General features: G+C 71.7%; 13 protein-coding genes. 10 read left to right on the forward strand and 3 right to left on the reverse strand.

The window, feature by feature from the left end:
* The first annotated feature begins 73 nt into the window (after nt 1–73).
* The 7 genes from ACSYGO_RS35945 (at nt 74) to ACSYGO_RS35975 (ending at nt 9,200) form a co-directional block, all read left to right on the forward strand.
* Nucleotides 74–916: a nitrilase-related carbon-nitrogen hydrolase gene (locus ACSYGO_RS35945; RefSeq protein ID WP_460389119.1), complete on the forward strand. Its 843-nt coding sequence runs from the start codon at nt 74–76 to the stop codon at nt 914–916.
* Nucleotides 913–2,196 carry an aspartate aminotransferase family protein gene (locus ACSYGO_RS35950; protein WP_426681965.1) on the forward strand — a complete coding sequence of 428 codons (1,284 nt, stop codon included), beginning with the start codon at nt 913–915 and terminating at the stop codon, nt 2,194–2,196. Before ACSYGO_RS35945 ends, ACSYGO_RS35950 begins: the two co-directional genes overlap by 4 nt.
* A gap of 97 nt (nt 2,197–2,293) precedes the next feature.
* Nucleotides 2,294–3,919 (forward strand): PucR family transcriptional regulator, encoded by a 1,626-nt coding sequence (locus ACSYGO_RS35955; protein ID WP_435225373.1) that lies wholly within the window; start codon nt 2,294–2,296, stop codon nt 3,917–3,919.
* Nucleotides 3,920–4,043: 124 nt separating this feature from the next.
* A complete protein-coding gene (locus tag ACSYGO_RS35960) occupies nt 4,044–4,886 on the forward strand; it encodes a nitrilase-related carbon-nitrogen hydrolase (protein WP_460389121.1) in 843 nt (280 codons plus the stop codon).
* Between the two features lie 151 nt (nt 4,887–5,037).
* Entirely contained in the window at nt 5,038–6,438 is a 1,401-nt protein-coding gene (hydA, locus tag ACSYGO_RS35965; RefSeq protein WP_359495088.1) for a dihydropyrimidinase, read from the forward strand.
* Between the two features lie 18 nt (nt 6,439–6,456).
* Complete coding sequence (locus tag ACSYGO_RS35970) at nt 6,457–7,476, forward strand: TIGR03842 family LLM class F420-dependent oxidoreductase (RefSeq protein WP_359495090.1); 1,020 nt, start codon at nt 6,457–6,459, stop codon at nt 7,474–7,476.
* Nucleotides 7,477–7,673: 197 nt separating this feature from the next.
* Nucleotides 7,674–9,200, forward strand: a complete 1,527-nt coding sequence (locus tag ACSYGO_RS35975; protein ID WP_426681963.1) for an NCS1 family nucleobase:cation symporter-1 — start codon at nt 7,674–7,676, stop codon at nt 9,198–9,200.
* Between the two features lie 19 nt (nt 9,201–9,219).
* Here the strand turns inward: ACSYGO_RS35975 and ACSYGO_RS35980 are convergent, their stop codons facing one another.
* The 3 genes from ACSYGO_RS35980 to ACSYGO_RS35990 all read right to left on the reverse strand — a co-directional run bounded on the left by ACSYGO_RS35980 (nt 9,220) and on the right by ACSYGO_RS35990 (nt 12,011).
* Nucleotides 9,220–9,885 (reverse strand): hypothetical protein, encoded by a 666-nt coding sequence (locus ACSYGO_RS35980; RefSeq protein WP_426681962.1) that lies wholly within the window; start codon nt 9,883–9,885, stop codon nt 9,220–9,222.
* Between the two features lie 168 nt (nt 9,886–10,053).
* Nucleotides 10,054–11,007 (reverse strand): class I SAM-dependent methyltransferase, encoded by a 954-nt coding sequence (locus ACSYGO_RS35985; protein ID WP_432174999.1) that lies wholly within the window; start codon nt 11,005–11,007, stop codon nt 10,054–10,056.
* Nucleotides 11,004–12,011 (reverse strand): carboxymuconolactone decarboxylase family protein, encoded by a 1,008-nt coding sequence (locus ACSYGO_RS35990; RefSeq protein ID WP_426681960.1) that lies wholly within the window; start codon nt 12,009–12,011, stop codon nt 11,004–11,006. The genes ACSYGO_RS35985 and ACSYGO_RS35990 overlap by 4 nt, the downstream gene beginning before the upstream one ends.
* A 230-nt stretch (nt 12,012–12,241) precedes the next feature.
* Between ACSYGO_RS35990 and ACSYGO_RS35995 the strand changes: the two genes are divergently transcribed.
* From ACSYGO_RS35995 to ACSYGO_RS36005, 3 genes are read left to right on the forward strand one after another with little or no spacing between them, the layout of a single operon-like run.
* Nucleotides 12,242–13,354: a sensor histidine kinase gene (locus tag ACSYGO_RS35995; RefSeq protein WP_432188367.1), complete on the forward strand. Its 1,113-nt coding sequence runs from the start codon at nt 12,242–12,244 to the stop codon at nt 13,352–13,354.
* Nucleotides 13,351–14,019 (forward strand): response regulator transcription factor, encoded by a 669-nt coding sequence (locus ACSYGO_RS36000; RefSeq protein ID WP_359495104.1) that lies wholly within the window; start codon nt 13,351–13,353, stop codon nt 14,017–14,019. Before ACSYGO_RS35995 ends, ACSYGO_RS36000 begins: the two co-directional genes overlap by 4 nt.
* Nucleotides 14,020–14,057: 38 nt before the next feature.
* A complete protein-coding gene (locus tag ACSYGO_RS36005) occupies nt 14,058–14,714 on the forward strand; it encodes a DUF4232 domain-containing protein (protein ID WP_426681958.1) in 657 nt (218 codons plus the stop codon).
* Nucleotides 14,715–14,747: the final 33 nt, after the last annotated feature.

Genomic DNA, 14,747 nt, shown 5'->3' on the forward strand with positions numbered 1-14,747 from the left:
CTTACTTTCGAGCCTCTACAGCCTTTGTCTACGGGCGTAGAGGCTCTCTGACGTCCCGTCGAAGGAGCAGCTCATGGCCAACGTCGTACGTGCCGCCCTGGTCCAGGCCACCTGGACCGGCGACACCGCATCCATGGTCGCCAAGCACGAGGAACACGCCCGCGAGGCGGCCCGTCAGGGCGCCAAGGTCATCGGATTCCAGGAAGTCTTCAACGCCCCGTACTTCTGCCAGGTCCAGGAGCCCGAACACTACCGCTGGGCGGAGCCCGTGCCGGACGGCCCGACCGTCGCGCGCATGAAGGAGCTCGCCCGCGAGACCGGAATGGTCGTCGTCGTGCCCGTGTTCGAGGTCGAGCAGTCCGGCTTCTACTTCAACACCGCGGCCGTGATCGACGCCGACGGCACCTACCTCGGCAAGTATCGCAAGCACCACATCCCCCAGGTGAAGGGCTTCTGGGAGAAGTACTACTTCAAACCGGGGAACCTGGGCTGGCCCGTCTTCGACACCGCGGTGGGCAGGATCGGCGTCTACATCTGCTACGACCGGCACTTCCCGGAGGGCTGGCGCCAGCTCGGCCTGAACGGCGCCCAGCTCGTGTACAACCCCTCCGCCACCTCCCGCGGCCTCTCCGCCTACCTCTGGCAGCTGGAGCAGCCCGCGGCGGCCGTCGCCAACGAGTACTTCATCGCGGCGATCAACCGCGTCGGGCAGGAGGAGTACGGGGACAACGACTTCTACGGGACGTCGTACTTCGTCGACCCGCGCGGACAGTTCGTGGGGGACCCCGCGAGCGACAAGACCGAGGAACTCGTCGTCCGCGACCTCGACTTCGACCTGATCGAGGAAGTACGTCAGCAATGGGCGTTCTACCGGGACCGCCGTCCCGACGCGTACGAAGGGCTGGTGCAGCCGTGACGGACCTGTACGCACGGCACAAGGCGGTAATGCCGGACTGGCTCGCCCTCTACTACGAGGACCCGATCGAGATCACGCACGGCGAGGGCCGGCACGTCTGGGACGCCCAGGGAAACAAGTACCTGGACTTCTTCGGCGGCATCCTCACCACGATGACCGCGCACGCCCTGCCCGAGGTCACCAAGGCCGTCAGCGAACAGGCCGGCCGGATCATCCACACCTCGACCCTGTACCTCAACCGGCCGATGGTCGAACTCGCCGAGCGGATCGCCCAGCTGTCCGGCATCCCCGACGCCCGGGTCTTCTTCACCACCTCGGGCACCGAGGCCAACGACACCGCCCTGCTGCTCGCCACCGCCCACCGGCAGAGCAACCAGATCCTGGCGATGCGCAACAGCTACCACGGCCGCTCCTTCAGCGCCGTCGGCATCACCGGCAACAAGAGCTGGTCACCGACCTCGCTCTCGCCCCTCCAGACGCTCTACGTCCACGGCGGCGTGCGCACCCGCGGCCCCTACGCGGGTCTGGGGGACGCCGAGTTCATCGCGGCGTGCGTCGACGACCTGGAGGACCTGCTCGGCCATGTCCGCCCGCCCGCGGCCCTGATCGCCGAACCCATCCAGGGCGTCGGCGGCTTCACCACGCCGCCGGACGGCCTGTACGCGGCCTTCCGCGAGGTCCTCGACCGGCACGGCGTCCTGTGGATCGCGGACGAGGTGCAGACCGGATGGGGCCGCACCGGCGACCACTTCTGGGGCTGGCAGGCGCACGCCGACGCGGGACCCCCGGACATGCTCACCTTCGCCAAGGGCATCGGCAACGGCATGTCCATCGGCGGAGTCGTCGCCCGGGCCGAGATCATGAACAGCCTCGACTCCAACTCCATCTCCACCTTCGGCGGCTCGCCGGTCACGATGGCGGCGGGGCTCGCGAACCTCGGCTACCTCCTCGAACACGACCTCCAGGGCAACGCCCGGCGCGTCGGCGGTCTGCTCATCGAGCGGCTCCGCGCGATCGCCGCGCAGCTCGACGGCGTACGCGAGGTTCGCGGACGCGGGCTGATGATCGGCGTCGAACTGGTCAAGGCGGGCAGCGACGAGGCGAACCCGGAAGCGGCCGCGGCCGTCCTCGAAGCGGCCCGCGAGGAGGGCCTGCTGATCGGCAAGGGCGGCGGCCACAACACCAGCGTGCTGCGCATCGCGCCGCCGCTGTCCCTCACCGTCGCGGAGGCGGAGGAGGGCGCGGCGATCCTGGAGCGCGCCCTGCGGCGCGCCCAGTAGCAGCACGGCGAAGGAGAGCCGAGCACGGCCGGCCTCCCCGGCACGGGCGACGGCGCCCCGGAGCGAACCGAGCCAAGGACATAAGGGGAACGTCGCCATGACCACCGCCCTGGAACCCGCCCTGTCGGTACGCCAGGTCCTCACCCTGGACCGGGTGCTCGCCGGAGAGCCCGAGGTGGTGGCCGGGGCGGGCCACCTCGACCGGCCGGTGCGCTGGGTGCACGTCGCCGAGGCCGCCGACGTGGGCGTGATGCTCAGCGGTGGCGAAATGGTGCTCACCACCGGTGTGTTGCTCGCCGGCGACCCCGACGCGCAGGCCGAGTACATCCGTTCCCTGCATCGCGCGGAGGCCGCGGCCGTCGTCCTCGGGCTCGGCCGGGCCTTCCCCGCACCGCCCGACGTGATGCGCCGGGCCGCCGAGCGATGCGGGCTGCCCATGGTGGTGCTGCACCGGCCCTTCCCCTTCGCCGAGTTGACGGAGGAGGTGCAGTCCCGGCTGGTGCGCAGCAAGTTCGCGGCCGTCAGCCTGTCCGAGGCCGTGCGCACGGCGCTCACCGGGCTCGTCACCGCGGGCGCCCCGCTGCAACGGATGCTCGACGAGATCGCCGGGCACGCCGCCTGCCCCGTCGTCGTCACCAATCTCGCGCACCGGGTGCTCGCCACGGCGGGCGAGCGGTCCGCGGTGGACGACGTGCTGCGGGACTGGGAGCGCATCGCGCGGCAGGCGGGCGGCAGCGAGGGCGACGGGTGGATCCGCGCCGAGCTGGGCGGGCGCGGAGAGCGCTGGGGCCGCATCGTGCTGTGCGGGTACCGCGGCGACGGCGCGACCGGGAGGCTGCTCGCCGATCGCGCCGCCGAGGCGCTGGTCCTGCACCGGATGCTCGGCGGCTCCGTGCACACCTGGGAGGAGGAGTCGGCGCAGGGTCTGCTGACCGACCTGGTGAGCGGTGTCGTCCCGGTCCGGCAGCTGCTGCCCAGGGCGCGGGCGGCCGGACTGCCCGTCAACCGGCGGACGTTCGTGCCGCTGGTCGTGCCGGACGGCGACCCGGCACAACTCGACCGCGTCCTCAGGCTGGTGGGCCTTCCCGGGCTCGTCGCCGAACTCGCGGACGGGGCCACGGCCGTCCTGCTCAGCCTCGCCCGCGACCAGGACGCGGAGGCGCTGGCCGGGCACTTCGCCGCCCGGCTGCGCCACGAGACCGGCGCCCGTACGACCGTGGCCGCCGCCTCCCCGCGCATCGCCTGGGACGACGTACCGGGAGGCCTGCGCGAGGCCCTGCACGTCGCCGAGGCCGCGGCCGACGCGCCCGCCGACGAGCACCGGCCGGTGCTGGTGCGACTGCGGGACGTGCACCTGCGCGGCCTGGTCCGGCTGCTGCGCGACGATCCGCACGTCCAGTCCTTCGCCGAGCGGGAGCTCGACGGGCTGCTGTGCGGGGCCGACGCGGAACAGGAGTTGCTGCCGGTGCTGCGGACGTACCTGGCGACCGGCCGCAACAAGTCGCGCACCGCTCAGCTCCACCACGTCAGCAGGCCCGCCCTGTACCGCCGGCTGGAGGCCATACAGACGCGTCTGGGAGTCGACCTCGACGACTTCGAACAGGCCGCGTCCGTGCACATCGCACTGCTCGCGCACGACGCGCAACAACACCGGGAGCACGCCCCGCGCCACCGGTGGGAGCACGACGGGCAACGACACGGAAACACCGGACGACTCAGGTGAAACATGGGACGACGCAAGGGTGACACGGTGGAACGGCCGGGCGTCTCAGACGTGACACGGTGCAACTCAAAGCCGCCGTCCGGGCTTCCTAGGCTCCTCGCACACCGAGCGACCGGAGGTCCCGATGAGCAGAGTGATCCGCGCCGCCGTCTTCCAGACCGCATGGACCGGCGACAAGGAATCGATGATCCAGGTCCACGAGCAGGCGGCCCGCGACGCGGCCGCGCAGGGCGCCCAGGTCCTGTGCTTCCAGGAGCTGTTCTACGGGCCGTACTTCTGCCAGGTCCAGGACAAGGCGTTCTACGCGTACGCCGAGCAGATCCCCGAGGGACCCATTGTGCGCCGCTTCCAGGCGCTGGCGAAGGAGCTGGGCCTCGTCCTCGTCCTGCCGATGTACGAGGAGGAGCAGCCCGGCGTCCTGTACAACACCGCGGCGGTGATCGACGCCGACGGCTCGTACCTCGGCAAGTACCGCAAGACCCACATCCCCCAGGTCCCCGGATTCTGGGAGAAGTTCTACTTCCGGCCCGGCAACTCCGGCTGGCCCGTCTTCGACACGGCGGTCGGCAGGATCGGCGTCTACATCTGCTACGACCGGCACTTCCCCGAGGGCTGGCGCGCGCTGGGCCTCGCCGGGGCCGAGATCGTCTTCAACCCGTCGGCCACCTCCCGCGGCCTGTCCGGCTATCTGTGGCAGCTGGAGCAGCCGGCGGCGGCCGCCGCCAACGAGTACTTCATCGGCGCGATCAACCGGGTCGGCGTCGAGGAGTACGGCGACAACGACTTCTACGGGACCTCGTACTTCGTGGACCCGGAAGCCCAGTTCGTCGGCGAGGTGGCGGGCGACAAGGAGACGGAACTCGTCGTCCGCGACCTGGACCTCGCCAAGCTCCGCGAAGTCCGCGACCGCTGGCAGTTCTACCGCGACCGCGCCCCGGGCACCTACGGGCCGCTGACCACGCCGTAGACACGCCGCGTCCCGCGGGCCCGGCGCACGAGGGGGCGGGCCCGCGGACCCGCCCCTCCCACCGGCTTTCCCCCGAGGAAACAGCGTTGACCCCAGCCCCTGACAGCTTCGGTATTCCCTCAGTGCACGCACGACCGGAAGGAGAGGGAGCATGAGCCGTACCGTCATCCGTGGTGGACTCGTCATCACCGCGTCCGACGAGATCCACGCCGACGTCCTGATCGAGGACGGCCGGATCGCCGCCCTCGCCGCGACAGGCACTCCCGCGGCCGAGGCGTGGACGGCCGAACGGACCATCGACGCCACCGGCAAGTACGTCATCCCGGGCGGCGTCGACGCCCACACCCACATGGAACTGCCCTTCGGCGGGACCTTCGCCTCCGACACCTTCGAGACCGGCACCCGGGCCGCGGCCTGGGGCGGCACCACGACCATCATCGACTTCGCGGTCCAGAGCGTCGGCCGCTCGCTGCGCGAGGGCCTCGACACCTGGAACGCCAAGGCCGACGGCAACTGCGCCATCGACTACGGCTTCCACATGATCGTCTCCGACGTGAACCAGGAGACGCTCAAGGAGATGGACCTGCTGGTGGAGGAGGGCGTCACCTCCTTCAAACAGTTCATGGCCTACCCCGGCGTCTTCTACAGCGACGACGGCCAGATCCTGCGCGCCATGCAGCGCTCCGCCGAGAACGGCGGACTGATCATGATGCACGCCGAGAACGGCATCGCGATCGACGTGCTCGTCGAACAGGCGCTGGCCCGCGGCGAGACCGACCCGCGCTTCCACGGAGAGGTCCGCAAGGCGCTCCTGGAGGCGGAGGCCACCCACCGCGCCATCAAGCTGGCCCAGGTCGCGGGCGCCCCGCTGTACGTCGTGCACGTCTCGGCGCAGGAGGCCGTCGCGGAGCTGACACGGGCGCGCGACGAGGGCCTGAACGTCTTCGGCGAGACCTGCCCGCAGTATCTGTTCCTGTCGACGGACAACCTGGCCGAGCCGGACTTCGAGGGCTCGAAGTACGTGTGCAGCACGCCTCTTCGCCCCAAGGAGCACCAGGCGGCACTGTGGCGGGGGCTGCGCACCAACGACCTCCAGGTCGTCTCGACGGACCACTGCCCCTTCTGCTTCGTGGGCCAGAAGGAGCTCGGCCGGGGCGACTTCTCGAAGATCCCCAACGGCCTGCCGGGCGTCGAGAACCGCATGGACCTGCTCCACCAGGCCGTCGTCGACGGGCACATCTCACGCCGCCGGTGGATCGAGATCGCCTGCGCCACCCCGGCGCGCATGTTCGGCCTGTACCCGAAGAAGGGCACGATCGCGCCCGGCGCGGACGCCGACGTCGTCATCTACGACCCGCACGCCGAGCAGGTCATGTCGGTCGAGACGCACCACATGAACGTCGACTACTCCGCGTACGAGGGCAAGCGCGTCACCGGACGGGTCGAGTCCGTGCTCTCGCGCGGCGAACCGGTCATCACCGAGCGGGAGTTCACCGGACGCGCGGGGCACGGCGTCTACACCCCCCGCTCCACCTGTCAGTACCTTCTCTGAGCGACCAGGAGTGGCGCCATGGACTTCGGACTCGTCCTGCAGACCGACCCCCCTGCCTCCCGCGTCATCGAGCTGATGAAGCGGGCCGAGGACAACGGCTTCACCTACGGATGGACCTTCGACTCCGCCGTGCTGTGGCAGGAACCCTTCGTGATCTACAGTCAGATCCTCGCGCACACCGAGCGGCTGACGGTCGGACCGATGGTGACCAACCCCGGCACACGTACCTGGGAGGTCACCGCCTCCACCTTCGCGACGCTCAACGACATGTACGGCAACCGCACGGTGTGCGGCATCGGGCGCGGCGACTCGGCGATGCGCGTCGCCGGACGCAAGCCCAACACCCTCGCCCGGATAAGCGAGGCGATGAAGGTGATCCGCGCACTCGCGCGCGGCGACGAGGCCGACCTCGGCGGCACCGTCGTCAGGTTCCCCTGGGTGCGGCCCGGCGCCGAACTCCCCGTCTGGATGGCCGCGTACGGCCCGAAGGCCCTCAAGATGACCGGTGAGGAGGCCGACGGCTTCATCCTCCAGCTCGCCGACCTCTACCTCACCGAGTACATGGTCAAGGCGGTGAAGGACGCGGCGGCCGCGGCCGGCCGCGACCCGTCCGACGTGAAGATCTGCGTGGCGGCACCCGCGTACGTCACCGAGGACGACTCGCCCGAGGCGCTCGCCCACGCGCGGGAACAGTGCCGCTGGTTCGGCGGCATGGTGGGCAACCACGTCGCCGACCTCGTCGCCAAGTACGGCGAGCACTCCGGCGCCGTACCCGACGAACTCACCGACTACATCAAGGCCCGCGAGGGCTACGACTACTCCCACCACGGGCGCGCCGACAACCCGGACACCGCGTTCGTGCCCGACGAGATCGTCGACCGGTTCTGCCTGATCGGCACACCCGGGCGGCACATCGAGAAGCTGAACGCGCTCCGTGCGCTGGGCGTCGACCAGTTCGCCGTCTACGACATGCACGACGCGCAGGAGGCCACCATCGACGCGTACGGCGACGAGGTCATCCCCGCCGTCAACGGCTAGCTTCCCGTCCCCCGTACGGGCTCCCCGTCCCCGTACGTCCCCTGTGAACTCCCCCTTCCCGCCGTCCCGGGAAGGGGGTCAGGGCGCTCCGAGCAGGTTCGTCACGGGACACCGCAGCCGGTGTCCCAAGGAGTGCACCCCCCATCGGCGCCACCCGCACGGCCTCTCCCGTCCCGCCTCCTTCGATTGGCCTGCCCATGACCGACACCGCTCCCACGGCCATACCGCCGACCTCCCAAGTCACCCTCGCCGACGGCCGGGTGGAGATCGCCCCTGGTTCGCCGCAGCCCAGCGGCCCCTACGCCAACGAGGACCTGCTGCCGGTCCCCACCGAGAAGCGCACCTGGACCACCTACAACTTCTCGGCGCTGTGGGTCGGCATGGCCCACAACACCGCCTCCTGGACCCTGGCCTCCGGCCTGATCGCCGTCGGCATGGACTGGAAGCAGGCCGTCCTCACCATCGCCCTGGCCAATCTGATCGTGCTGGTCCCGATGCTCCTCACCGGGCACGCCGGACCCAAGTACGGCATCCCCTTCCCCGTCTTCGCGCGTGCCTCCTTCGGTATTCGCGGCGCCAACCTCCCTGCCGTGGTACGGGCGTTGGTGGCCTGCGGCTGGTTCGGCATCCAGACCTGGATCGGCGGCGAGGCCATCTACTTCCTCGCCGGGAAGCTCTTCGGCGACGGCTGGGCGAACGCCTCGCAGATCGGCGGCCACGCCTGGACGATGTGGCTGTCCTTCGCGATCTTCTGGGCGCTCCAGGTCGCGATCATCTACCGGGGCATGGAGACGATCCGCCGCTTCGAGAACTGGGCCGCGCCCTTCGTGCTCGTCGGCGCGGGCGTGATGCTGTGGTGGATGAGCAGCAAGGCCGGCGGCTTCGGCCCGCTGTTCGACCAGCCCTCCGCGCTCGGCTGGGGCGGGGACTTCTGGAAGCTGTTCTGGCCCTCCCTCATGGGCATGATCGGCTTCTGGTCCACGCTGTCCCTGAACATCCCCGACTTCACCCGGTACGGCAGGAGCCAGAAGGCGCAGACGTGGGGCCAGGCCCTCGGCCTGCCGACCACGATGACCCTCTTCGCCTTCCTCTCCGTGCTGGTGACCTCCGGCTCGCAGGCGGTCTACGGCAAGCCGGTCTGGGACCCGGTCCAGCTCGCCGCCAAGACCGACAACGTGGTGGGACTGCTGTACGCGCTGGTGACCGTGCTGGTGGCGACCCTGTCCGTGAACATCGCGGCCAACATGGTCTCACCGGCCTTCGACTTCTCCAACGTCGCGCCGCGGAAGGTCAGTTTCCGTGCGGGCGCGCTCATCACCTGCGTGCTCGGCGTGCTCATCTTCCCGTGGAAGCTGTACGCGGACCCGCAGGGCTACATCTTCACCTGGCTCGGCCTCGTCGGCGGCCTGCTCGGCACGGTGGCCGGCATCCTCATCGCCGACTACTGGATTCTGCGCCGCACCCGGCTCGACCTGGTGGACCTGTATCGCACGGGCGGCCGCTACTGGTACGACGGCGGCTGGAACTGGCGGGCCGTCGTCGCCTTCGTCACCGGCGGCGTCCTGGCCGTCGGCGGCGCCGACTTCCACCCGCTGGTCGACGGACGGCCGATCCCGGCGCTGGAGCCCCTGGCCGACTACGGTTGGGCGGTCGGCCTCGGCACCTCGTTGGTGCTGTACGTGGTGCTGATGCTGCTGCGCGGCAGGCGGGAGACCGCCGTCTGACGCGCCCTTCGGAGGACGGTCAGCCCTTCTGGCCGTCCTCCAGCGCGGCCACCGCCGCCTTGGCCGCCTTGATGGCGCCCTTGTTGATCTCGTCGGTGCCGGGCGCCTTCTTCGTCTCGAAGTCGCTGCCGTTGTAGGTGATGATCACCACCGCGTTCGACGCGCGGACGATCACCACCCCCTCACGCGTCTGCTGCTTGTCCTCGGTGGTCAGGTTCACGACGGAGTACGCCGAGTCGCCGAGCCCGGGAACCGCCCCTCCGCCGCTCTTGTCCGCGATGCGCCCGTCGTACGACTTCTGTGCCGCTTGGTCCGACTCCTTGATCTCGTACGAGACGTCGAGCCAGCGGTAGTCGAACCCCTTCAGGGCGTTCCAGGAGCAGGTGCGGCGTACCGATTTGTCCGTCGACGGGATCTCCTGGCCTGCCGTCTTGGCGCCCGGCACCAGGGACTTGAGCGTGGCCGTCGGCACGCTTCCGCACGGCGCGGGCGACGCCGTGAACGTCTTGGTGGCCGCCGACGTCGACGGCGCGGACGCCGTACTGGTCTTCTTCTGGGACGATTTGTGATCCGCGGTGGGGGCCGCGGCGAACGGCCCGGACGTCAGGGCCCAGCCCGCCGAGGCGAGCACGGCCACCGGCAGCAGACGCGCGGTGAGGGCGAGCGGCAGAGGAAGAGAACGCACGGCTCACTTCTCGTGGGGGACGGTGCGGAGCAGGTCCGCACTGCGGACGGGACGCCAGTGTCACACGAGTCCCTGTGGGGCGGAAGTGCCAACTCGCTCCGTGCCTGTGCGGTGACAGCGGGGACACCCTGCCCGTGCGGTGACAGCGGGACACCGGCTCACGGTCCGTCAGACGCTCCCTCGCGCGCTCCTTCGTCCGGTCACGAGCCACACAGCCGCCCGGAGCCGGACGCCGCGGGCCGTCTCGTACGGGCGCAGGGTGTCCTCCAGCGCGGCACGGGTGCCGGGCGCGATCGACTGCCCCGGCGTGCGGGACAGCAGGAAGCGCACCGCGTCCGGGGCGTCGCGTCCCCACACCGTCTCCGTGTCGACCGGCGTCACCGCCACGTCCTCGTACACGCTCAGCGCCTCGCGGATCCGTGCCGGGTCGGACAGCGAGGACATCGCGGTCATCGCGGAGCGGGCGGACTGCCGGGCCGCACAGGTCCTCCTGTCTTCCGGGGCCGGAGCGGCGTCCGTCCCGGTGCGGGCAGCGGCTTCCGCGGCCGGGTCCGTCCCCTCGCTCGCACCGGAACGCTGTCCGGCGGCCCGTGCGGCTCCTTCCAGAAGGCTCGCGAAGAGGCCGAGGGCCCGCGACTCCTCCACGTCCGGACCCGCCGGTCGCGGGCAGACGAACGCGAGCCGCCCGCCGGGCCGCAACGCCCGCGCCAGATTCCGGAACGCGGCCGCGTGATCCGCGAAGAACATCACACCGCCCCGGCTGATCAGCACGTCGTACCCGGCGGGCGGGAAGGGGTGGACCTGCGCGTCGGCGAGCTCGTACGCGGCGTTCGGGACGCCCTCTGCCGCGGTGATCTCCCGAGCCCTGGCGAGCAGCGGCGCCGAGATGTCCACCCCGACCGCGTGCCCGGTCGCGGCGAGCCGTGCCGCGATCCGCGTGGTCGCCCCGGCGCCGCAGCCCACGTCCAGGACGCGGTCGCCCGCCGCGATGTCCGCGCCCGCGAACAGCGCCTCGTTCACACCGGAGACCATCGTGTCGTACCGCTCCTGATGGGCGGCCCAGTGCGCCCCGACCGGGCCGTTCCAGGCCTCCGCCTGCACGGAGTTGGCGATCGCGGTCACGATGCCTCCCGGACCCGGCGCACGGGCAGGGCGCTCTCGATGCGGTCGACGGCGGCGAACGCGCCGTACGCGACGAGATGCACCAGACAATGGTCGGAATGTTCCGGTCCGCGCCACGCCGTCACGTCCTCGTCCGTGATCCGGTACGGAGCGAGGGCGGCCAGCAGCGCGAGACGTGCCCCGGGGCGGGACCGGTCCGGAAGGGCGTCCCACGCGAGCGGCGGGTGCGTGCCGTCCCACCGCCCGACCACGTCCCGCACGAGCAGCCGGTCGGCCTCGTCGAGCAGTCCCGCGCCCTGGAGGGCGGCGTCGCGCAGTGCGGCGTAGGCGGGACCGACGGAGGTGCCGAGCGCCCAGCCGGGACCGGGGTCCGTGGTGTCGAGCAGCGTCGTCCCCGCGCCCGGGGCCGGGCGACGGCGCACCGTCCGGGAGACCGAGCGTCCCGCCAGACTCCGCACCGCCCGGAACCGCTGCATGTTGCCCGGCAGCAGGTTCTCCGTCAGCAGCGCCGACACGATCCGGTTGATGAAGTGGAAGGAGAGCACGGTGCCGATGAACGCGGGGGCGTGCGCCGCGGGGAAGGGGTACGGCCTCAGCTCCGGCGCGCCGGGGGTCCGGGTCGCCCGGCCCCAGGCCAGCACACGCGCGTGCTCCGCGTCGGCGGGCGTGTCGCCGCGGGCCACCGACTCCGCGAGCGCGTGGTCGCCGGTGGCGTGCAGCAGCATCGTGTGCGCGTCCACACAGAACGGGCAGCGGTTCGCCTGGGACACCCCGAGTGCCGCGAGCTCCTTCTCCGCCCGTCCGCCGGCGCCCGCGACGAGCGACTCGCGCATCAACGCCCAAGAGGCGGCCATCAGTTCGGGTGCGGAGGAGAGGACCACGAAGGTCGGCGGACGCGCGATGCCGAAGTCGTCGGAGAGCTGGGCGTAGACCTCGGCGGTCCGCCCCGTCGCCGCGTCGGGCGGCGGTGGGGTGGTGTACCGGAAGGGGCTGGAGAGCGGCATGTCATGCCTCCTGGGTCGGGTCGGGGCGGCACCTCCGGCGGCGCCGGATGCCATGTGCCGTGCCGTGAGAACCCTCGCCCGGACGGGGCCCCGGGGGCGTCGTACGCCCGGAGGCACTGCGGGCTGCTCCACCGGGCCCGGGAAACGCCCGGCCTACTCCGCCGGGAGTACTCCGGGCGCCCTCCACAGGGCTGACGCGGGTGTCGTCCCCGCCGCATAAAGTGCCGTCCATGCAGCTCGACCGGGCCACCCGCAGGCGCCTGGCCGACACGGCCCTCGCGGTCGTCGTCGGCGCGCTCGTGCTGACCGCGGCCGCCTTCGACGCCGACACGACCCCCGTCGACTTCGCCCTCGTCGCCCTCGGCTCACTGGCCCTCGCCGCGTACCGCAGCACCCCGCGTGCCGTGCTGGCGATCACCACGGTCACCACCACCGCGTACGTCGTGCACGCCCATCCCGGCTCGCTGTCCGCGCTCCCGGTGCTGAGCGCCGTCCACACGGCGGCACGAGCCGGACGCCGCGGCGTGGCCGCGCTGGCGAGCGTCGTGTTCCTCGCGGGCTTCGCGACCGCGGGCCCCACGACCCAGGAACTGGTGGAGCGGACGACGCTGCTCACCGGCTGGTTCCTCTGCGCCCTGGTCACCGGCCTCGCCGACCGGAACTGGCAGGCGTACCTGCGGCAGACGGAGCAGCGCGCCCTGGAGGCCGAACGCACCCGCGAGGAGGCGGCCCTGCGGCGCGCCGGCGAGGAACGGCTCCGCATCGCGAGGGAGTTGCACGACTCGCTCACGCACAGCATCTCGATCGTCAAGCTCCAGGCCGGGGTGGCCGTGCACCTCGCCCGCAAACGCGGCGAGGAGATACCGCCCGCGCTGCTCGCCATCCAGGAGGCGAGCGGCGAGGCGATGCGTGAACTGCGCTCCACCCTGGAGGTGTTGCGCACCGACGAGCCGACCGGCACACCGGCTGTGCTCGTGGAGCGGGCGCGCGCCGCGGGCCTCGCCGTCGACCTCCGGGTGACCGGCGAGGAACGGCCCCTGACGGCGACCGTGGACCGCGCCGCGTACCGCATCGTGCAGGAGGCCCTCACCAACGCCGCCCGGCACGCGGGACCCGCCAAGGTCCTGGTCGAACTCGACTACGCGCAGCAGGAGTTGACGATCCGCGTCGACGACGACGGCACCGCACGGCCCTCCTGCGCACCCGTCCCCGGCATCGGACTGACCGGAATGCGCGAGCGTGTCCAGGCCCTGGGCGGCACCCTGCACGCCGCCCCGCGCACCGAGGGCGGCTTCTCGGTCCGGGCCGCCCTCCCGCTGTGCCCGCCCGGGGACGCCCCGTGATCCGGGTGGCGCTCGTCGACGACCAGGCCCTCATGCGCGCCGGCTTCCGCGCCCTGCTGGAGGCGGAGGACGGCATCGAGGTGGTGGGCGAGGCCGCCGACGGCGAGCAGGGGCTCGCGCTCGTCCGCGCGCAGATCCCCGACATCGCCCTCGTCGACGTGCAGATGCCCGTGATGACGGGCATCGAGGCGACCCGCCGTATCGCGGCCGACCCCGCACTGTCCGGCGTACGCGTCGTCATCCTCACCAACTACGGCCTGGACGAGTACGTCTTCGAGGCGCTGCGGGCCGGCGCCAGCGGGTTTCTGCTCAAGGACACCGAACCGGCCGATCTGCTCCAGGCCATCGAGGTCGTCGCGCTCGGCGAGGCGCTGCTGTCCCCGTCCGTGACCCGGACGCTGATCGGGGAGTTCGTGGCCCGTCCCCCCGACCGGGCCACCGCGCCGGGACTCGAATGCCTCACCCGTCGCGAGCGCGAGGTCACCGCGCTCGCCGCGCGCGGCCTGACCAACGAGGAGATCGCCGCGCACATGGTGATCAGTCCGCTGACGGCCAAGACCCACATCAGCCGCGCGATGACGAAGCTGGGGGCCCGCGACCGCGCCCAACTGGTCGTCTTCGCCTACGAGTCGGGCCTCGTCACGGCACGTGGGCACACGGAGTGAGGGCGTCCGTCGAGGCGGCCTCGTGCGATCATCGGTCCGTGATCGCGACACGCCGGAAGCGAATCCGTCCCGCCGCTCTCGCCTGTCTGCTGACGCTCACCCTGAGCGGCTGCGGGCTCTCCGCGGAGCTGGACCGGGAGCAGAACCCCGCACGGAAACCCACCCCCACCGCCACACGGACCCGCGCCGTCCAGCCGTCCGCCCCCGCGGTCTCCGAGACGTCACCCGCCGTCCCCGGAGGGCCGAAGGCGTCACCTGCCGTCCCGGTCCAGCAGGACCGCGGCTGCCCGCCGTCCGGCCTGCGCGTCGGCACCGGCCCCGTCGACGCGGCCATGGGCTTGCGCGCCATGACCATCACGCTCACCAACTGCGGCAAGAAGCCGTACGAGTTGAAGGGGTACCCGGCCGTCCGGGTCCTCGGCGCGGAGGGCGACCCGATCCCCGGCGTGCGGACCGTGGAGGGCACCGACCAGGTGGCCATGGCGCCCGAGGATCCGGGCCCCGAGGCGCTCACGCTCGGTCCCGGCGAGGGTGCGCGGGCGGGCCTGTACTGGCGGATGGCCGCGGAGGACGGCACCTATCTGCGGGTCGCCCCGGCCGCGGGGCGCAGCACCACGACCGTACGCCTGCCGGACCCCCTCGACATCGGCCCGGAGAACACCCTGGGCACGACGGCCTGGGCACCGGCCACCTAGGGGGTCGTTTGGATCAGCCCGGGTCCGCGACGC

This window comes from Streptomyces krungchingensis (genome assembly GCF_054729265.1).

Bases quoted from the DNA above. Each gene is read 5' to 3' on its own strand.
- ACSYGO_RS35945 (WP_460389119.1), top strand. From the start codon at position 74: ATGGCCAACGTCGTACGTGCCGCCCTGGTCCAGGCCACCTGGACCGGC.
- ACSYGO_RS35955 (WP_435225373.1), top strand. From the start codon at position 2,294: ATGACCACCGCCCTGGAACCCGCCCTGTCGGTACGCCAGGTCCTCACC.
- ACSYGO_RS35960 (WP_460389121.1), top strand. From the start codon at position 4,044: ATGAGCAGAGTGATCCGCGCCGCCGTCTTCCAGACCGCATGGACCGGC.
- hydA (WP_359495088.1), top strand. From the start codon at position 5,038: ATGAGCCGTACCGTCATCCGTGGTGGACTCGTCATCACCGCGTCCGAC.
- ACSYGO_RS35970 (WP_359495090.1), top strand. From the start codon at position 6,457: ATGGACTTCGGACTCGTCCTGCAGACCGACCCCCCTGCCTCCCGCGTC.
- ACSYGO_RS35975 (WP_426681963.1), top strand. From the start codon at position 7,674: ATGACCGACACCGCTCCCACGGCCATACCGCCGACCTCCCAAGTCACC.
- ACSYGO_RS35990 (WP_426681960.1), bottom strand. From the start codon at position 12,011: ATGCCGCTCTCCAGCCCCTTCCGGTACACCACCCCACCGCCGCCCGAC.
- ACSYGO_RS35995 (WP_432188367.1), top strand. From the start codon at position 12,242: ATGCAGCTCGACCGGGCCACCCGCAGGCGCCTGGCCGACACGGCCCTC.